Annotated in this window: 12 protein-coding genes and 1 tRNA gene; 9 read left to right on the forward strand and 4 right to left on the reverse strand. The window is 73.9% G+C overall.

The window, feature by feature from the left end; translation table 11 throughout:
- Positions 1-26 precede the first annotated feature (26 nt).
- From trpB to pyk, 6 genes are all read left to right on the forward strand, one after another.
- Positions 27-1,334 carry a tryptophan synthase subunit beta gene (trpB, locus tag ACFU9A_RS12035; protein ID WP_430575520.1) on the forward strand — a complete coding sequence of 436 codons (1,308 nt, stop codon included), beginning with the start codon at positions 27-29 and terminating at the stop codon, positions 1,332-1,334.
- Positions 1,331-2,209, forward strand: coding sequence for a tryptophan synthase subunit alpha (gene trpA / locus ACFU9A_RS12040; RefSeq protein WP_430575521.1), 879 nt, complete (start codon positions 1,331-1,333; stop codon positions 2,207-2,209). The genes trpB and trpA overlap by 4 nt, the downstream gene beginning before the upstream one ends.
- 26 nt (positions 2,210-2,235) lie before the next feature.
- On the forward strand, positions 2,236-3,321 hold the full coding sequence (lgt, locus tag ACFU9A_RS12045; RefSeq protein ID WP_430576458.1) for a prolipoprotein diacylglyceryl transferase: 1,086 nt from the start codon (positions 2,236-2,238) through the stop codon (positions 3,319-3,321).
- 122 nt (positions 3,322-3,443) lie between these two features.
- Positions 3,444-8,012 (forward strand): glutamate synthase large subunit, encoded by a 4,569-nt coding sequence (gltB, locus tag ACFU9A_RS12050; protein WP_430575522.1) that lies wholly within the window; start codon positions 3,444-3,446, stop codon positions 8,010-8,012.
- A complete protein-coding gene (locus tag ACFU9A_RS12055; RefSeq protein WP_430575523.1) occupies positions 8,005-9,471 on the forward strand; it encodes a glutamate synthase subunit beta in 1,467 nt (488 codons plus the stop codon). The genes gltB and ACFU9A_RS12055 overlap by 8 nt, the downstream gene beginning before the upstream one ends.
- Before the next feature lie 94 nt (positions 9,472-9,565).
- Positions 9,566-11,005 (forward strand): pyruvate kinase, encoded by a 1,440-nt coding sequence (gene pyk / locus ACFU9A_RS12060; RefSeq protein ID WP_430575524.1) that lies wholly within the window; start codon positions 9,566-9,568, stop codon positions 11,003-11,005.
- 271 nt (positions 11,006-11,276) lie between these two features.
- On the opposite strand, the gene ACFU9A_RS12065 is transcribed toward pyk, so the two are convergent.
- The 3 genes from ACFU9A_RS12065 to ACFU9A_RS12075 all read right to left on the reverse strand — a co-directional run bounded on the left by ACFU9A_RS12065 (position 11,277) and on the right by ACFU9A_RS12075 (position 14,743).
- A complete protein-coding gene (locus tag ACFU9A_RS12065; protein WP_430575525.1) occupies positions 11,277-12,983 on the reverse strand; it encodes a serine hydrolase in 1,707 nt (568 codons plus the stop codon).
- Positions 12,984-13,024: 41 nt separating this feature from the next.
- Positions 13,025-14,380 (reverse strand): exo-beta-N-acetylmuramidase NamZ domain-containing protein, encoded by a 1,356-nt coding sequence (locus ACFU9A_RS12070; RefSeq protein ID WP_430575526.1) that lies wholly within the window; start codon positions 14,378-14,380, stop codon positions 13,025-13,027.
- A 289-nt stretch (positions 14,381-14,669) separates the two neighbouring features.
- A tRNA-Leu gene (locus ACFU9A_RS12075) sits at positions 14,670-14,743 on the reverse strand.
- 131 nt (positions 14,744-14,874) lie between these two features.
- On the opposite strand from ACFU9A_RS12075, the gene ACFU9A_RS12080 reads away from it, so the two are divergent.
- Together ACFU9A_RS12080 and ACFU9A_RS12085 are read left to right on the forward strand one after the other, a co-directional pair.
- Entirely contained in the window at positions 14,875-15,561 is a 687-nt protein-coding gene (locus ACFU9A_RS12080; protein ID WP_380244664.1) for an ANTAR domain-containing response regulator, read from the forward strand.
- A gap of 231 nt (positions 15,562-15,792) precedes the next feature.
- Positions 15,793-16,557: a GNAT family N-acetyltransferase gene (locus ACFU9A_RS12085; RefSeq protein WP_430575527.1), complete on the forward strand. Its 765-nt coding sequence runs from the start codon at positions 15,793-15,795 to the stop codon at positions 16,555-16,557.
- Between the two features lie 64 nt (positions 16,558-16,621).
- On the opposite strand, the gene ACFU9A_RS12090 is transcribed toward ACFU9A_RS12085, so the two are convergent.
- The gene (locus tag ACFU9A_RS12090) at positions 16,622-17,056 is read right to left on the reverse strand and encodes a hotdog fold thioesterase (protein WP_430575528.1); all 435 of its coding nucleotides are present in this window, start codon (positions 17,054-17,056) and stop codon (positions 16,622-16,624) included.
- Here ACFU9A_RS12090 and polA point away from each other — a divergent pair.
- Complete coding sequence (gene polA, locus ACFU9A_RS12095; protein WP_430575529.1) at positions 17,055-19,808, forward strand: DNA polymerase I; 2,754 nt, start codon at positions 17,055-17,057, stop codon at positions 19,806-19,808. The genes ACFU9A_RS12090 and polA overlap by 2 nt on opposite strands.
- Positions 19,809-19,823: the final 15 nt, after the last annotated feature.

Genomic DNA, 19,823 nt, shown 5'->3' on the forward strand with positions numbered 1-19,823 from the left:
CGGTGACGACGAGAGACGGAGGACCCGTGCCCGACCAGCCCGTACGGGATGCGCTGACCGAGAACCTGGCGCACCAGGTGCTCGGGCGGCTCGCGGACGTCGAGGGCCCGTACTTCGGGCAGTTCGGCGGCCGTTTCGTGCCCGAGGCCCTGATCGCCGCGCTCGACGAGCTCGAGACGGAGTACCGCAAGGCGCTGGGCGACCCGGCGTTCACCGACGAGCTGGCGCGGCTGCACCGGGACTACACCGGCCGCCCGTCGCCGCTCACGGAGGTGCCCCGCTTCGCGGAGCACGCCGGCGGGCAGCGGGTCTTCCTCAAGCGCGAGGACCTCAACCACACCGGGTCGCACAAGATCAACAACGTGCTCGGCCAGGCCCTGCTGGTGAAGCGGATGGGCAAGACCCGCGTCATCGCGGAGACCGGCGCCGGCCAGCACGGTGTCGCGACGGCCACCGCCGCCGCCCTGCTCGACCTCGAGTGCGTCGTGTACATGGGCGAGGAGGACACGCGTCGCCAGGCGCTGAACGTGGCCCGGATGCGCCTGCTCGGTGCCGAGGTGATCCCGGTGAGGATCGGCTCGCGCACGCTCAAGGACGCCATCAACGAGGCGCTGCGCGACTGGGTCGCCAACGTCGAGACCACGCACTACCTGCTCGGCACGGTCACGGGGCCGCACCCGTTCCCGGAGATGGTGCGCGAGTTCCACCGCATCATCGGCGAGGAGGCGCGCGCGCAGGTCCTGGAGCGCGCGGGCCGCCTGCCCGACGTCGTGGCGGCCTGCGTGGGCGGCGGCTCCAACGCCCTGGGCATCTTCAACGCGTTCCTCGACGACGAGGGCGTCGCCCTCTACGGCTTCGAGGCGGGCGGCGAGGGCGTCGAGTCCGGACGGCACGCCGCGCGCTTCTCCGGCGGCGCCCCGGGCGTGCTGCACGGCGCGCGCTCGTACCTGCTGCAGGACGACGACGGCCAGACGCTGCCGAGCCACTCGGTCTCGGCCGGCCTGGACTACCCGAGCGTCGGCCCGGCGCACTCCTGGCTGCACGACCTGGGCCGCGCCACCTACGAGCCCGTGACCGACGACGAGGCCATGGAGGCCTTCCGCCTCCTGTGCCGCACCGAGGGGATCATCCCGGCGATCGAGTCCGCGCACGCCCTCGCCGGCGCGCTGCGCGTCGGGAAGGCGGCCGCCGAGGCCGGCCGCACGGACGAGATCGTCCTGGTGAACCTGTCGGGCCGCGGCGACAAGGACGTGGCCACCGCGGCGCGCTGGTTCGGGCTGCTCGACGAGCAGGCCGACGCCGACGCCCCGCAGCCGCCGGAGGGGGAACAGTGAGCACCAGCACCGACGCCGCGCCGACCGCCGTGTCGCCCACGGGCGCGCTGCTGGGAGCCCTGCGCGCCGACGGCCGCGCGGCCCTCGTCGGCTACCTGCCCGTCGGCTTCCCCGACGTGGACCGCTCGATCGAGGCCGTCCTCGCGATGGTCGAGGCCGGCGTCGACGTCGTGGAGATCGGCGTCCCGTACACCGACCCCGTGATGGACGGGCCCGTGATCCAGCGCGCCGCGGAGACGGCGCTGGCGGGCGGCGCCCGCGTGCGCGACGTCTTCCGGGTCGTGCAGGCCGTGGCGGAGAGCTCGGGCGGGCGCGTGCCCGCCCTCGTGATGACGTACTGGAACCCGGTGCTGCGCTACGGGGTGGACGCGTTCGCGCGTGACCTCGCGGGCGCCGGCGGCGCCGGGCTCATCACGCCCGACCTGATCCCCGACGAGGGCGCCGACTGGGTCGCGGCCTCGGAGGCCCACGGCCTCGACCGGGTCTTCCTCGTCGCCCCGAGCTCGACGCCCGAGCGCCTGGCGCTGACGGCCCGCGCCTCGCGCGGCTTCGTGTACGCGGCGTCGACGATGGGCGTGACGGGCGCCCGGACCCAGGTGGGCCCGCGCGCCGAGCGGCTTGTCGCGGACACCCGCGCCGCCGGCGCCGAGAACGTCTGCGTCGGCCTCGGCGTCTCGACGGGGGACCAGGCCGCGGAGGTCGGTCGGTACGCCGACGGCGTCATCGTCGGCTCCGCCCTCGTCCGGCCCCTGCTCGCCGACCGGCCGTGGACGCAGCGGCTCGACGACCTGCGCGCCACGGTGGCGGAGCTCGCCGACGGCGTGCGCCGGTCGCGCCGGGAACCTGCCCCCACGACCGCGGAGGAGCGTCCGTGACCCCCACGATCCTCGCGTCGGCCCCGATGGTGGCCGTGCAGGCCGCCATCCCGAGCCCGCCGCAGCACACCTGGTACCTCGGCCCGCTGCCGATCAGGGCCTACGCGCTCGCCATCCTCGCGGGGATCGCGGTGGCCATCTGGATCACGACGAAGCGCTGGGTGGCGCGCGGCGGCGTCGCGGACGACGTGCTCGACATCGCGTTCTGGGCGGTGCCGTTCGGCATCGTCGGAGGACGGCTGTACCACGTGTTCAGCACGCCCGACCCCTACTGGGGCCCGGGCGGCGATCCCGTGCGTGCCCTGTACGTGTGGGAGGGCGGCCTGGGGATCTGGGGCGCCGTCGCGCTCGGCGGCGTCGGCGCGTACATCGGCTGCCGCCGCAAGGGTGTCCGCCTGTCGTCGTTCGCCGACGCGCTCGCCCCCGGACTGCTCGTCGCGCAGGCGGTCGGACGCCTCGGCAACTGGTTCAACCAGGAGCTCTTCGGCGCGCCGACGACCCTCCCGTGGGGCCTGCGCATCGACCCGCAGTACCTCCCGGTCGACCCGGCCACGGGCGCGGCGTACGCCGAGGGGACGCTCTTCCACCCGACGTTCCTGTACGAGATGATCTGGAACCTCGCCGCGGCGGCGTTCCTGGTCTGGCTCGACCGCCGGTACAGGCTCGGTCATGGGCGGGTATTCTGGGCCTACGTCGCGCTCTACACTCTCGGCAGGGTGTGGATCGAGATGCTCCGCATCGACACCGCCGAGCACGTGCTCGGGCTGCGTCTGAACGTGTGGACGTCGATCATCGTGGGCCTCGGTGCCCTGATCGCCTTCTACGTCATCGGCAGGCGCTACCCGGGACGCGAGGACGGGGTCGAGCTGCCGGGCCGCACGCGGCGCGCGCACGCGGGGGAGCAGCACACCACGCAGCACACCGACGACGCCGGGGCCGAGGCCGCGGCGGACGGTCAGCAGGACACCGAGCTTGACACCACGAGCACCGCGCACGCCGGGGCCGCCGCAGGCGCCCCCGGCCGGGACGACGGCCGAGACAACGGCAGCGGACCGCACCGTGCGGACGCGGACGCCGCCGGACCCGACCAGGGGCCGGCGGACCGCGCCTGAGGCGTCTCCCACCCGGGGCACCACCCGGGGAGGGACGCCTGATGTTTCCGACGGGCCGACGATGTCCCGACCACCTTTGAGCATGACGCGCCCGCGTGCGGGCGTGCAGGAGGACGGTGTTGATGACCACGCCGCAGCATCGGGTCGCGCGGCCCTCGGCCCAGGGCCTCTACGACCCGTCGGCCGAGCACGACGCGTGCGGTGTCGCGTTCGTCGCGACCCTTCGCGGGACGCCCGGACGCGACATCGTGGACGCGGGCCTGACCGCCCTGCTGAACCTCGACCACCGCGGGGCGGTGGGCGCCGAGGAGAACAGCGGTGACGGGGCCGGGATCCTCACGCAGATCCCGGACGCCTTCGTCCGGGACGTGGTGGCGGCGGAGCTCCCGCCCGCCGGCCACTACGCGATCGGCATGGCGTTCCTGCCGCAGGACGCGGCCGAGGCCGACGCGGTCGCGCGCCGGTTCGAGGCCGTCGCCGCCGAGGAGAAGCTCGACGTCCTCGCCTGGCGCGACGTGCCCGTGACGGCCGACCTGGTCGGCCCGACGGCGCGCGCGTCCATGCCGCTGTTCCGGCAGGTCGTCGTCGCCGACCCGGCGCGCGAGCTGTCGGGCCTCGAGCTCGACCGGCGCACCTACCGCCTGCGCAAGCGGGCGCAGCACGAGCTGGACCTGTTCCTCGCGTCGCTCTCGAGCCGCACGCTGACGTACAAGGGCATGCTCACGACGGCCCAGCTGGAGCCGTTCTTCCCGGACCTCTCCGACCCGCGGTACGCGTCGGAGATCGCCCTGGTGCACTCGCGCTTCTCGACGAACACGTTCCCGTCGTGGCCGCTGGCCCAGCCGTTCCGCCTCGTGGCGCACAACGGCGAGATCAACACGGTGCGCGGCAACCGCAACTGGATGGCCGCTCGCGAGAGCACGATGGCCAGCGAGGCGCTGGGCGACCTCGCCCCGCTGCTGCCGGTGTGCACCGAGGGGTCGAGCGACTCGGCGAGCTTCGACGAGGTGCTCGAGCTGCTGCACCTCTCGGGCCGCTCGCTCCCGCACGCGGTGCTGATGATGGTCCCCGAGGCGTGGGAGAACCACGCCGAGATGGACCCGGCGCGGCGCGCGTTCTACCAGTACCACGCGAACCTCATGGAGCCGTGGGACGGGCCCGCCTGCCTCACCTTCACCGACGGCACGCTGATCGGCGCGGTCCTCGACCGCAACGGGCTGCGCCCGGGGCGCTACTGGGTCACCGAGGACGGCCTCGTCGTGCTGGCGTCGGAGGCCGGGGTCCTGGACCTCGACCCGGCGACCATCGTCCGCAAGGGCCGCCTGGAGCCGGGCCGCATGTTCCTGGTCGACACCGCCCAGGGGCGGATCGTGGAGGACGACGAGCTCAAGTCGCAGCTCGCCAGCCAGCGCCCCTACGCCGAGTGGGTCGCCGACAACACGATCACCCTGGACTCGCTGCCGGAGCGCGAGCACGTCGCGCACTCGCCGGCGTCGGTCCAGCGCCGTCAGCGCGCCTTCGGGTACACCACCGAAGAGCTCAAGATCATCCTGACGCCGATGGCCGACACCGGCGCGGAGCCGCTCGGGGCCATGGGGTCGGACACTCCCATCGCCGTGCTCTCGAGCCGGCCGCGGCTGCTGTTCGACTACTTCACGCAGATGTTCGCGCAGGTGACGAACCCGCCGCTGGACTCGATCCGCGAGCAGCTCGTCACGGCGATCGACAGCACCATCGGGCCGGAGCCCAACCTCCTGGAGGAGGTCGCGCAGCACGCCCGCAAGCTCGACCTGCCGTTCCCGGTGCTGGACAACGACGAGCTCGCCAAGATCGTGCGCATCGACCGCGACCCGCGCCTGGAGGGCGAGTTCCGCGCCGGCATCGTGCGCGGTCTGTACGAGGTGTCCGGCGGCGGCCGGGCCCTGCAGGCCCGGCTCGAGGAGATCTTCGCGCAGGTCGACGCCGACCTCGAGGACGGCGTGACGCACATCGTGCTGTCGGACCGCGACTCGGACTCGGAGCTCGCGCCGATCCCGTCGCTGCTCCTGACCAGCGCCGTGCACCACCACCTGCTGCGCCGCGGCACCCGCACCCGGATCTCGCTCGTCGTCGAGGCGGGCGACGTGCGCGAGGTGCACCACGTCGCGCTGCTCATCGGGTACGGCGCGGCCGCGGTCAACCCGTACCTCGCGATGGAGACGGTCGAGGACCTCGCGCTGCGCGGCTACCTCGACGTCACGCCCGAGCAGTCGGTGGCGAACCTCATCAAGGCGCTCGGCAAGGGCGTGCTCAAGGTGATGAGCAAGATGGGCATCTCGACGATCATGTCGTACCGCGGTGCGCAGATCTTCGAGGCCGTCGGGCTCTCGCACGAGCTGGTGGCGGACTACTTCACGGGCACCACGAGCCGCCTCGCGGGCGTGGGCCTGGACGTCATCGCGGCCGAGGTCGCGGCCCGGCACGCCGAGGCGTACCCGGCGTCCGGCAACCACAAGCCGCACCAGCGGCTCACGAGCGGCGGCGAGTACCAGTGGCGCCGGGACGGCGAGGAGCACCTCTTCGACCCGGAGACGGTCTTCCGCCTCCAGCACGCCACGCGCACGGGCCGGATGGACATCTTCCGCCAGTACACGCGGCGCGTGGACGAGCAGTCCCGTCGCCTCATGACGCTGCGCGGCCTGCTGCGGTTCACCCCCGACCGTGAGCCGGTGCCGATCGACGAGGTCGAGCCGGTCAGCGAGATCGTCAAGCGGTTCAACACCGGCGCGATGTCCTACGGCTCCATCTCGGCCGAGGCGCACGAGACCCTCGCGATCGCGATGAACCGCCTCGGCGGCCGGTCGAACACCGGCGAGGGCGGCGAGGACCCGGAGCGCCTGTACGACCCGGAGCGCCGCTCCCGGGTCAAGCAGATCGCGTCGGGCCGCTTCGGCGTCACGAGCGAGTACCTGACGCAGGCCGACGACATCCAGATCAAGCTCGCGCAGGGCGCCAAGCCCGGCGAGGGCGGCCAGCTGCCCGGGCCCAAGGTGTACCCGTGGGTCGCGCGGACCCGGCACTCGACGCCGGGCGTGGGCCTCATCTCGCCCCCGCCGCACCACGACATCTACTCGATCGAGGACCTGGCTCAGCTCATCCACGACGCCAAGAACGCGAACCCGAGCGCGCGCGTCCACGTCAAGCTCGTCAGCGAGTTCGGCGTCGGCACCGTGGCCACGGGTGTGTCCAAGGCGCACGCGGACGTCGTGCTCATCTCGGGCCACGACGGCGGCACGGGCGCGAGCCCCCTGACGTCGCTCAAGCACGCGGGCACGCCGTGGGAGATCGGCCTGGCCGAGACCCAGCAGACCCTGGTGCTCAACAACCTGCGCGACCGCATCGTCGTGCAGGTCGACGGCCAGATGAAGACGGGCCGCGACGTCGTCGTGGCCGCGCTGCTGGGCGCCGAGGAGTTCGGCTTCGCGACGGCCCCGATGGTGGTCTCGGGCTGCGTCATGATGCGCGTCTGCCACCTGGACACCTGTCCGGTGGGCGTCGCGACGCAGAACCCGGAGCTGCGCAAGCGGTTCACGGGCAAGCCCGAGTTCGTCGTGAACTTCTTCGAGTTCATCGCGCAGGAGGTGCGCGAGCACCTGGCGTCGCTCGGCTTCCGCTCGATCGAGGAGGCCGTCGGCCACGTCGACGCCCTCGACACCCGCAAGGCCGTGGACCACTGGAAGGCGGAGGGGCTGGACCTGGCCCCCGTGCTCGCCGCGCCGGCGGCCGCGGAGGGTGCCCCGCTGCACCAGGCGGTCACGCAGGACCACGGGCTCGCCAAGGCGCTCGACAACCAGCTCGTCGAGAAGGCGCGCCCCGCGCTCGAGGACGCGCTGCCCGTGCAGATCGAGCTGCCCGTGCGCAACGTCAACCGCACGGTCGGCACGATGCTCGGCCACGAGGTGACCAAGCGGTACCGCGGTGCGGGGCTGCCCGACGACACGATCGACGTGACCCTCACGGGCTCCGCCGGCCAGTCGCTCGGCGCGTTCCTTCCCCGTGGCGTCACGCTGCGGCTCTTCGGCGACGCCAACGACTACGTCGGCAAGGGCCTCTCGGGCGGCCGGATCGTCGTGCGCCCGGACCGCTCGGCCGTGCTCGACGGCGCCGCGAACGTCGTGGCGGGCAACGTCATCGGCTACGGCGCGACGTCGGGCGAGATCCTGCTGCGCGGCCGGGTGGGCGAGCGCTTCGGCGTGCGCAACTCCGGCGCCACGCTGGTCGTGGAGGGCGTGGGCGACCACGGCTGCGAGTACATGACCGGCGGCACCGTGCTGGTGCTCGGCCCCACGGGCCGCAACTTCGGCGCGGGCATGTCGGGCGGCGTGGCGTACGTGCTCAACCTGCGCGACGTCGCGATGAACGCCCAGTCCGTGTCCGGCGGCGAGCTCCAGGTGGGCCCGCTCGAGGACGAGGACTGGGACCGCGTGCGCGGCCTGCTGGAGCGACACCTCGCGGAGACGGGCTCGCCGGTGGCGGCCGAGCTCCTCGAGGACGCCGGCTCCCGGGCGCGCTTCTCGCGGGTGCTGCCCGCGGGCTGGGCCCGCGTGCGGGCCGCACTGGCCGATGCCGAGGCCGCCGGGAAGACGCTGGGCGAGGGCGACGACTTCGACCCCGCGATGTGGGAGCAGATCATGGAGGTGGCGCGTGGCTGACCCCCGCGGATTCCTGAAGGTGCGGGAGCGCGAGCTCCCGCCGAACCGCCCGGTCGAGGTGCGGCTGCGTGACTGGAAGGACACGCACGCCCACCGCGAGGAGGGCCAGCCGTTCCTCAAGGAGCAGGCGGGACGCTGCATGGACTGCGGCATCCCGTTCTGCCACCAGGGCTGCCCGCTGGGCAACCTCATCCCCGAGTGGAACGACCTCGTGTGGCGCGACCAGTGGGCCGACGCGATCGAGCGTCTGCACGCGACCAACAACTTCCCGGAGTTCACCGGCCGCGTCTGCCCGGCGCCGTGCGAGACGAGCTGCGTGCTCGGCATCAACCAGCCCGCGGTGACGATCAAGAACGTCGAGGTCTCGATCATCGACGAGGCGTTCGCGCGCGGCCTGGTCACGCCCCAGGTGCCGCAGCGGCTCACGGGCTCGACCGTGGCCGTGGTGGGCTCCGGCCCCGCGGGCCTGGCCGCCGCCCAGCAGCTGACCCGGGCGGGCCACACGGTCGTCGTGTACGAGCGGGACGACGCCATCGGCGGCCTGCTGCGCTACGGCATCCCGGACTTCAAGCTGGAGAAGCTCCACATCGAGCGCCGGCTGGAGCAGATGGAGGCCGAGGGCACGCGGTTCCGCCCGGGCGTCGCCATCGGCCGCGACATCAGCTGGGACGCGCTGCGCCGCCGGTTCGACGCGGTCGTGGTGGCCACGGGCGCGACCGTGCCGCGCGACCTGGCGCTGCCGGGCCGCGACCTGGCGGGCATCCACTTCGCCATGGACTTCCTGACGCCGGCGAACAAGGCCGCTGCCGGGAACCCGGTCGAGGGCGCGCCGTCGGCCGAGGGCAAGCACGTCATCATCATCGGCGGCGGCGACACCGGGTCGGACTGCCTCGGCACCTCGCTGCGCCAGGGCGCCGCGAGCGTGACGACGCTGGCGATCGGCAAGAAGCCGCCGGTGGAGCGCCCGGCGGGCCAGCCGTGGCCCACCGACCCGATCCTCTTCGAGGTCTCCACGTCTCACGAGGAGGGCGGGGAGCGGAGCTACCTGGCCTCGACGGTAGAATTCGTGGGCGGCGAGGACGGGAACGTCCGGGCCCTGCGGGTCGCGGAGACGGAGTACCTGCCGGACGGCCGCCGGGTGCCCCAGGCGGGCACCGAGCGGGAGATCCCGGCCGACCTGGTCCTGATCGCCATGGGCTTCACCGGTCCGGAGACGGACGAGCTGGTGACCCAGACGGGGGCCGAGCTGACCACCCGCGGGCTGGTCCGGCGCGGCGACGACTACGCCACGAGCCTGCCCGGCGTGTACGCGACGGGCGACGCGGGGCGGGGTCAGTCCCTGATCGTCTGGGCGATCGCGGAGGGCCGCGCGACGGCTGCCGCGGTCGACGCCTACCTGCAGGGCAGCAGCGAGCTGCCCGCGCCGGTGGGCCCGCGGACGGTCGCGCTGCGAGGATAAGAAGTAGAAGGAAGTAGCAGGACCCGGGTGCCGGACCGGCACCCGGGCGTCGCCCCGGCTCGCGTCGGGGCGGATCGACGACGAGGCTGGAGACATGCGCAGAGCGAAGATCGTGTGCACCATCGGACCCGCGACGGCGTCCAAGACCAAGCTCCGTGAGCTGGTCGACGCGGGCATGGACGTGGCCCGGATCAACCGGAGCCACGGGGAGCAGGCGGAGCACGAGGCCGTCTACCACGGTGTACGAGAGGCGGCGAAGGAGTCCGGCCGCAACGTCGCAGTCCTCGTCGACCTCCAGGGCCCGAAGATCCGGCTCGGCCGGTTCGCGGGCGACCAGAAGCACTTCCTCAACGAGGGCGACACCTTCACCATCACCACGGAGGACGTGGAGGGCACGAAGGAGCTCGTCTCGACGACCCACAAGGGCCTGGCGAGCGACGCCCGCGTCGGCGACCCGCTCCTCATCGACGACGGCAAGGTGCGCGTGCGCGTCACCGCGGTCGAGGGCCCGCGCGTCGTGACGACCGTCGAGGTCGCCGGCCCGGTCTCGAACAACAAGGGCATCAACCTCCCCGGCGTCGCGGTCTCCGTGCCGGCGCTGTCGGAGAAGGACACCGACGACCTGCGCTGGGCGCTGCGCATGGGCGCGGACATCATCGCCCTGTCGTTCGTGCGGTCCGCCAAGGACTACGACGACGTCGCGGCGATCATGGCGGAGGAGGGCCGCACGGTCCCCGTCGTCGCCAAGATCGAGAAGCCGCAGGCGGTGGAGAACCTGGAGGAGGTCGTCGCGGCCTTCGACGGCTTCATGGTGGCGCGCGGCGACCTCGCCGTGGAGATGCCGCTGGAGCAGGTCCCGCTGGTGCAGAAGCGCATCGTCGAGCTGGCCCGTCGGAACGCGAAGCCGGTCATCGTCGCCACGCAGGTGCTGGAGTCGATGACCACCAGCCCGACGCCGACGCGCGCCGAGGCCTCCGACTGCGCCAACGCGGTGCTCGACGGCGCCGACGCGGTCATGCTCTCGGGCGAGACCAGCGTGGGCGACTACCCGATCATCACGGTCCAGACGATGGCCCGGATCATCGAGGCGACCGAGGAGATGGGCCGCGAGCGCATCGCCCCCCTGGGCTCCTCGCCGCACACCCGCGGTGGCGTCATCACCCGCGCGGCCGCCGAGATCGGCGAGACGCTCGGCGTGAAGTACCTCGTGACGTTCACGCAGTCGGGCGACTCGGCCAAGCGCATGTCGCGCCTGCGCTCGGGCATCCCGCTGCTCGCGTTCACGCCGGAGGAGAGCGTGCGCAGCGTGCTCGCGCTCACCTGGGGCACCACCACGTACCAGGTGCCGAAGGTCGACAGCGTCGACGCGATGGTCGGCCAGGTGGACTCGACGCTGCGCGCCAACGGGCTCGCCGAGCCGGGCGACCGCGTCGTGATCGTCTCGGGCGCCCCGGTGGGCGTGCCGGGCACGACGAACTCGATCCTGGTGCACAAGGTCGGCAGCCACGGCGACCTGTCCGCGATGGCGGAGTGACCTGACGCGGAGCGTTCCGCGACGACGCCGGGGGCGTGGGGGGGGGGGGGGGGGGCGGCCGCCCCCCCCCCCCGGGGGGGGGGGGGGGGGCGGGGGGGCGGGGCCCCCCCGCGCCCCCCCCCTCGCCGGTGCCCCCGGCGGCGCCCCCCGCGGCCTCGCGTCGGGTGGTGCGGGCCCGGGGGGGGGGGGGGGCCCGGGGGGGGGGGGGGGGGCGCGCCCCCCCCCCCCCCCCCCCCACGCCCCCGGCGTCGTTCCGTCCGGTGGAGGCCGGTCAGCGGGCCACGAGCCTCCAGCCGACGGCCTGGAACGCTCCCGGGTCCGCCTCGCCGTCGAGCAGCAGCCCGCCCTGGGCCCGCGCGACGACGTCGTCCACGAGGACGCCACGGCCGAGGTAGAGCGGGTCGGTCACGACGCGCCAGCGCACCAGCTGCGAGCCCGGCGCGAGGTCGGCGCGCGCCTGCGTCCACCGGCGGGTGCCGGAGCCGGACGTGACGCCGTCGGGGTGGTCGACCGGGCCGCGGTCGCGCACGACGAACGGCAGCGGCGCCCAGGTGGCCCCGCCGTCGGCGGAGGTCTCCAGGTGCAGCAGGTCGCTCTCCTCGGTGTCGAGGTAGAGGTCGAACGCGAGGCGTCCCCCCTTCGCGGGGACGTCGAGGGCGGTGGTGAGGGTCGACGTGGTGGCGTTCGCGTCGCCGGAGAACCAGGCGTCGTCGCCGCGGCTGGCGTCGATCCCCTGGGCGTAGGCGAGGCCGTGCGCCCACTCGCGCCGCGCGCCGTTGACGCTGCCCGAGTCGCGCGACGGGTGCACGCGGTTGGTCAGCAGGATCGCGAACGAGTGCGTGTCGAAGTCGATGACGATCGACGTGCCCGTGTACCCGGTGTGCCCGGCCGTGTGCGGGCCGGACATCGCGTCCATGTACCACCGCTGGTCCAGCTCGAAGCCGAGCCCGTGGTTGTCCCCCGGGAACGCGGTGTTGAAGTCGGTGACCATGAGGCGCACCGACGCGGGGGACAGGATGCGGGCCTTGCCGTACCGGCCGCCGTTGAGCAGGGCCTGGGACAGGACGGCCATGTCGCCGGCGGTCGAGAACACGCCCGCGTGACCGGCGACCCCGCCGAGGGACCAGGCGTTCTCGTCGTGGACCTCGCCCCGGACGACGCCGCGCGGCGGGCTCGACTGGTACTCGGTCGCCGCCGTGCGGTCCACGGCGGTCGGGTTGTACCCGGTGTCGGTCATGCCGAGCGGGCCGGTGATCCGGTGCGCGACGACCTGGTCGAGCGGCTCGCCCCGCAGCTTCTCGACGAGGACGCCGAGGGTGATGAGGTTGAGGTCGCTGTACAGGTAGCGGGTGCCGGGTGGTGCGTCGAGCGGCTGCGCCATGACGGCCGCGATCCGTGACTCGCGGTCGGGGTAGGCGCTCCAGAGCGGCAGCCACGCCACGAAGCCGGAGGTGTGGGTGAGCAGCTGCCGCACCGTGACCTGCTCCTTGCCGCCGGCGGCGAACTCCGGCAGATAGGTCGCGACCGGCTCCTCGAGCCCGACCTTCCCCTCCTGGATCAGCTGCACCACGGCGATCGACGTGAAGAGCTTCGACACGGACGCGAGGTCGAAGATCGTGTCCTCGCGCATGGGGACGCGCTGGTCGGCGGGCAGTGCCACACCCTGGTCGCCGTACGCGACCGCCCAGCCGCTGGCGTCGGTGCGCACGACCTTGCCCTCGTACCCCATGAGTCCGACGGCCCCGGGATAGAGGGGGTACCGGGCGCTGCCGACCGGCTGCTCGTGCGAGCGCACCTGGGCGACGGCGGCCTCGATGGGCGCCGGGTCCAGCCCGACGTCCGTGGGGGAGGCCGTGCCGAGCGTGGTCGACGGCGGCATGAACTTCACGGCGGGCCCGCCGCCGGCCGCGGCGCTCGTGGTCGTGGCGTGCACGAGCGGCACGACGAGGAGGCCGGCCGCCAGCCCCGCCGCGATCATCGCGCGCCCTCGCCGAGCTCGTCCCGACCCCACCTGGCGGCTCACGACCGCGGCCCGCGGTAGAGGAGGTACTGCCGGCGCCGGCGGTCGAAGTCGGCCAGCTCGTCGTGCCAGGCGGCGACGACCTCGTCGGTGGTGGCGCCGCCGTCGATCTGCTGGCGCAGCCGCGGGGAGCCGGTGAGCTTGTCGATCCAGAAGGGCCGCGCGGTGTCCCACGCGTCCTGCCGCCACTCGAACTCGGGGTACAGCTCCGCGGCGGCGACGAGCATCGCGACGCCCGTGCGGACGGGGTCGAAGCGGGCCGGGTCGTCGACGGTGACCTGGACGCCCCCGCACACGGTGTTGGCGTGCTTGTTGAACGTCGGGTTGAAGTAGGCCTCGCGGAAGAGGACGCCGGGCAGGCCCGCGTCCGTGAGCGCCTCCGCCCAGCGGTGGTCGACGAACGGCGCGCCGATGAGCTCGAACGGCCGGGTCGTGCCGCGCCCCTCGGAGAGGTTCGTGCCCTCGAACATGCACGTGCCCGGGTAGGCGAGCGCGGTGTCCGGGGTGGGCATGTTGGGGCTCGGCATGACGAAGTCGAGGCCGGTCCCGGCGAACGTGACGTCGCGACGCCAGCCCGCGACCTCGACCACGTCGAGGCGGGCGAGGCGGTCCCCGACGACGTCGGGCAGGAACTCGCCGTCGAAGAACCGGGCGAGCTCGCCGACCGTCATGCCGTGCGCCTGCACGATCTCCTTGGCGCCCACGCCCGAGGTGAACGCGCTGGTCATCATCGGCCCCCGGGCGGTGCCGCCCACGGGGTTGGGGCGGTCCAGGACGACGAAGCGCGAGCCCGTCGCCACGGCGGCCTGCATCGCGGTCCACATCGTCCAGATGTACGTGTAGAAGCGGGCGCCGACATCCTGGATGTCGAAGACGACGGTCTCGACGTCGGCGGCGGCGAACATCTCGGTCATCTTCGCGACCCCGGCGCCGTAGGCGTCGTAGACGGTCAGGCCGGTGCGCTCGTCGACGAACGTCCCCTCGGAGCTCCCCGCCTGCGCGGTGCCGCGGAAGCCGTGCTCGGGCCCGAACACGCCGACGAGGTCGACGGCTCCGGACGCGTGCATCTCGTCGACGACGTTGCGCAGGTTGCGCAGCACGCCGGTCGGGTTGGTGATGATGCCGACCCGCTCGCCGCGGAGCGTGGCCCAGCCGTCGGCGTGGGCGCGGTCGGCACCCGGGACGACCTGCCGGGCCGGTACGCCCGCGCCCGCGGACGTGCCGGGCCGGGCCTGTGCGCCGAGCGCGGCGAGGGGGACGGTCGCCGCGCCCAGCGCGGTGCCGGTCAGGAGCTGGCGGCGGTTGAGCCGGGGGCCGCGGTCGGCCGGTGGGCGGGCGTCGGGATGGTGGCGCATCGTCAGGGGTCCTTCCTGCCTCATGCTGCGTGCAGGGCGTCCCGGGGCGTCGTCGGGCCCGGGTCGTCCCGCGAGGAGCGCCGGCGTCGTCGCCGGCGTGATGGTGCCGTCGCGGCCCGCCTCGTCGCGGGACGCGCCGGCGCCGGACACGTCGCGTCTTCGTCAATGGTTGCCCCGCAGGGCCGTGCTCCTGAAAGTTACCGACACCGCGAGGCCGCGGCAAGGGACCCGGGCGGGGAGGTGCGGGAGCGGTGCTGCGGCGGGGGCGGGTCCCCGGGAGTGCGTGAGGTGCCCCGGGCGGGATTCGAACCCGCACTGGATCGGGTTTGAGCCGATTGCCTCTGCCGGTTGGGCTACCGGGGCGGTGCGAGCCCCATCGAACCACAGGTGCAGGTCGCGGGCCGAACCGCCCAACTCGGGCGCGCTGGCGACGCGCGACCCGTCGCCCTCGTCACACCCGGCACGGGACGCGGCGCCCCGTCGCGACCACTAGGATGGGACGCGTGACCGACGAGAAGCCCCACGACGCGAAGCCCGAGGCGACGGTGCCGCTCGACCTGCCGCCCCTGATCGACCAGGAGCCCGAGGCCCCGAAGACGCCGGAGCGCCCCGCGCGTCGCGCGGTCGTCGTCGAGGACGAGGCCCTCATCCGCATGGACGTCGTCGAGACGCTGCGCGAGGCCGGCTTCGACGTCGTCGGCGAGGCCGGCGACGGCGAGACCGCCGTCCGCCTCGCGACCGAGCTCAAGCCCGACGTCGTGGTCATGGACGTCAAGATGCCCGAGCTGGACGGCATCTCGGCGGCCGAGCGGATCGGCAAGGCGCACGCTGCGCCGGTCGTGCTGCTCACCGCGTTCTCGCAGACCGAGCTCGTCGAGCGGGCGCGCGACGCCGGCGCGATGGCCTACGTCGTCAAGCCGTTCACCCCGGCGGACCTGCTGCCGGCCGTGGAGATCGCCATCTCCCGGTACCAGCAGATCGGCGCCCTCGAGTCGGAGGTCGCGGACCTCACCGAGCGCTTCGAGACCCGCAAGCGCGTGGACCGCGCCAAGGGCCTGCTGATGACCAAGATGGGTCTGAGCGAGCCGGAGTCCTTCCGCTGGATCCAGAAGACGTCGATGGACCGCCGCCTCACCATGCGCGAGGTCGCGGACGCCGTCATCGAGCAGGTCGGGGCCTGACTCGCAGGGCCGTGGCCCGGTCGCAGGACTCGTCCTGCGACCGGGCCACGGCCATTGTGCGACGTCCTGTCGGCCGCTATCGTCGCCTGGGTGTCGTAACCGATCTGTGATATTCATGCTTCAACGACCGTGAGTCCGGGCGCCGCCCGGACCGGTTCCCGAGCAGTCGGGTGGGAGTGCTCCCGCCCCGCCGGGGGCAGGGGACGCGGTCTTTTCGTCGAGGAGGTGCCGATGCGTGCAGCGGTCGAGGTCCGGCTGGCCGAGCAGGACGACATGGTCGCCGTCGCGCACCTCGCCGAGCGTGCGGTCGAGGAGTCGCCGTCGGCGGTGCAGGGTTCCCCTGCCGACGCGTCGCGGCTGCTGGAGCACCTGAGCGTCCTGCTGGGCGCGGGTGGCCAGGTCCTCGTCGCGACCCACGAGGACGAGATCGTCGGCTTCGCCGTGCTGCGCGTCATCGACCCCCTGCTCTTCGCGACGACCACGAGCCTGTACGTCGACGCCGTCTTCGTCTCCCCGGCGGCGCGGCGGCGCGGCGTCGGCCACGCGCTGATCGCCGCGGCCGCGGCCGTCGCGGGGGAGCGCGGCGCCGAGAACGTCTACTGCGCACCCGCCCCCGGCGCGCGGGGGATGCACCGCTTCCTCGCCCGCCTCGGGTTCGCCCCGACGTCCGGGCACCGCGTGGTCGCTACGGCGACCCTGCTGCGTCGCCTGGCCCAGGAGAACCCCCGGTCCTCGCGCGCCGCCGTGCGCGTCGGGCGCCGCGAGGCGACCCGGGCCGCGATCGAGGACCTCGTGGCGCGCCGCCGGCGCGCCCGCGCCGCGGGGCTGCCGACCGGCCCCGTGGACCTGCGGGCCTTCCAGGAGGAGCGGGACGCCGCTCTGCGCGAGGCGGCCGAGCGGGCCGCCGACGGCTCGGAGGGCGGCGCGGACGCGGTGCTCGGCGAGCTGGGCGTCGTCCCGCGGCGCGACGCCACGAGCGAGTCCGTCCCCTCCTGAGCCCGCGGGCGCGCCCGGGCCGCACGGCCGCCGAGCGGCCGGTCCCGTGTTCCGTCGACGCGGCCTAGCGGCCCTCGAGGATCATGCAGGTCAGCCGCGCGGTGCACACGCGCCGGCCGGCGTCGTCGGTGACGACGATCTCGTAGGCCGCCGTCGACCGCCCCAGGTGCAGGGCGCTGGCCTCCCCGTGCACGGTCCCCGACCGCACCCCGCGGTGGTGCGTGGCGTTGAGCTCCAGCCCGACGGCGGCGCGTCCCGGCCCGGCATGCTGCTGGGCGGCGACCGACGCGAGCGTCTCCGCGAGGGACGCCGTCGCCCCGCCGTGCAGCAGGCCCGCGGGCTGCGTGTTGCCGGCCACCGGCATGGTGCCCGTGGTGAGGTCGGCGGCGACGCCGGTGAGCTCGATACCGAGGCGCTCGATGAGCGTGCCGCGGCTGGCGGCCGCCCACTGGTCCAGGGTGCTGGGGAACTCGGGCGTGCCGGTGGAGGTGTCAGACATGGGCGATAGGTTGGCACCCGTGACGACCTCCGCGCGAACCGGGACCCGCCCACGCCTCCTCCTGATCGACGGCCACTCCATGGCCTACCGCGCGTTCTTCGCGCTGCCGGACACGCTGGTGACCTCCAGCGGCCAGGTGACGAACGCCGTCTACGGGTTCACGTCGATGCTCACCAACCTGCTGCGCGACGAGCAGCCGACGCACGCGGCCGTGGCGTTCGACGCCGGCCGCGTGACGTTCCGCACGGAGCGCTTCCCGGAGTACAAGGGCAACCGCGACGCGACGCCCGAGGTCTTCCGCGGCCAGGTGCCGCTCATCAAGGAGGTCCTCGAGGCGCTGCGCATCCCGGCGCTCCAGCGCGAGGGCATCGAGGCCGACGACATCCTGGCGACGCTCGCCCGCGAGGGCGCCGAGGCGGGCCTGGACGTGCTGGTCTGCTCGGGGGACCGCGACTCGCTGCAGCTCGTGAACGAGCGCGTGACCGTGCTCTACCCGAAGCGCGGGGTCTCGGACCTCGCCCGCATGACGCCGGAGGCGGTCGAGGAGAAGTACGGCGTGCCCCCGCACCAGTACCCCGACCTCGCCGCGCTGGTCGGGGAGTCCAGCGACAACCTGCCGGGCGTGGCCGGCGTCGGTCCCAAGACCGCCGCGAAGTGGGTCACCACCTACGGCGGTCTGGACCCGCTCCTCGAGCACGTGGACGAGCTCAAGGGCAAGGCCGCGGTGAACCTGCGCGAGGCGATCGACCAGGTGCGCCTCAACCGCGAGCTGAACGCGCTCCTCGACCGCCTGGAGCTGCCCCTCGCGATCGACGACCTGAGCCTGGCCGGGTTCGACCGCGAGGCCGTGCACCGGGTCTCCGACACCCTGCAGTTCGGCACGCTGCGCGACCGGTTGCTCGCCGTCGACCCGGCGACCGAGCCGGCAGAGCAGGCCGCGGTCGCGGGGGTCCAGGTCGACCTCGCCGCCCTGGAGCCCGGCGGGCTGGGCGGCTGGCTCGCGGCCCGAGCCGGGCGCGCCCTCGGCCTGGAGGTCACGGGCACCCCGACGCCGGGCGCGGGCGACGCCTGGGAGGTGGCGGTCGCGGAGGGGCCCTCGGACGCCGGCCAGGGCGCGGCCGCCGTCGTCGACCTCGCGGACGTGACGCTCGAGGACGAGCGCGTCCTCGCCGCATGGCTCGCGGACCCCGACGCGCCCAAGGTCGTGCACGGCGCCAAGGCGGCGTGGCACGAGCTCGCCGGCCGAGGGCTCGACCTGCGCGGCGTCACGTTCGACACGGAGCTCGCGGCCTACCTGTGCTACCCGGACCAGCGCGGCTACGACCTCGCCGACCTCACGGTGCGCCTCCTCGGGCGCGAGCTGTCCGCGGGCGAGGCGGCCGACGCCGCCGGGCAGGGCGCGCTGGACCTGGCCCTCGACGGCGGGGACGACGCCGACGACCCGCGGGCCCGGCAGGCGGCCGTCCGTGCCGCGGCCGTCGTGGAGCTCGCCGAGGCCCTCACGGGGCAGCTCGCCGACCGCGGGGCGGCCGACCTGCTCGTCGACCTGGAGCTGCCGCTGACGGCCGTGCTGGGCCGGATGGAGTCCACCGGCATCGCCGCGGACGTCGAGTACCTCACCGAGCTCGAGCGCCAGTTCGCCTCGATGGTGGCCGACGCGGCGGCGGACGCCTACGACGTCATCGGGCGGCAGGTGAACCTCGGTAGCCCGAAGCAGCTGCAGGAGGTGCTCTTCGACCAGCTCGGGATGCCCAAGACCAAGAAGATCAAGACGGGCTACACCACCGACGCCGCGTCGCTGCAGGACCTGTACGTCAAGACGGAGCACCCGTTCCTCGAGCACCTCCTGGCGCACCGGGACGCCACCCGCCTGCGCTCCACGGTGGAGGGCCTGCTGAAGTCGGTCGCCCCCGACGGGCGGATCCACACGACCTTCCAGCAGACCATCGCCGCCACGGGCCGGCTGAGCTCCACGGACCCCAACCTGCAGAACATCCCGATCCGCACCGAGGAGGGCCGGCGCATCCGCCGCGCCTTCCGGGTCGGGGAGGGCTACGAGACGCTGCTCACCGCCGACTACAGCCAGATCGAGATGCGGATCATGGCGCACCTGTCGGGCGACGAGGGGCTCATCGAGGCGTTCCGCTCGGGGGAGGACCTGCACCGGTACGTGGGCTCGCGCGTCTTCGAGGTGGCCCCCGAGGACGTCACCGCCGAGATGCGCTCGAAGATCAAGGCGATGAGCTACGGCCTCGCCTACGGGCTGAGCGCGTTCGGCCTGTCGCAGCAGCTCACGATCCCCACGGGCGAGGCGCAGTCGCTGATGGACGACTACTTCACGCGGTTCGGCGGCGTGCGCGACTACCTGACCGGCGTGGTGGAGGAGGCGCGCGCCACCGGGTACACGGCCACGATCCTGGGCCGTCGGCGCTACCTGCCGGACCTCACCAGCGACAACCGGCAGCGCCGCCAGATGGCCGAGCGCATGGCGCTCAACGCCCCGATCCAGGGCAGTGCGGCGGACATCATCAAGGTGGCGATGCTCGGCGTCCAGCGCGAGCTGGACGAGCGCGGCCTGGCCTCGCGCCTGCTGCTGCAGGTGCACGACGAGCTCGTGGTCGAGGTCGCGCCGGGGGAGCGGGAGGCGGCCGAGGACGTGCTGCGCTCCCAGATGGGGTCGGCGGTGTCGCTCGACGTCCCGCTGGACGTGTCGGTCGGCGCCGGGCCCACCTGGCACGACGCCGGTCACTGACCGCCACGGCCGCCC

This window comes from Isoptericola sp. NPDC057653 (assembly GCF_042799955.1).
Taxonomy (GTDB): Bacteria; Actinomycetota; Actinomycetes; order Actinomycetales; family Cellulomonadaceae; genus Isoptericola.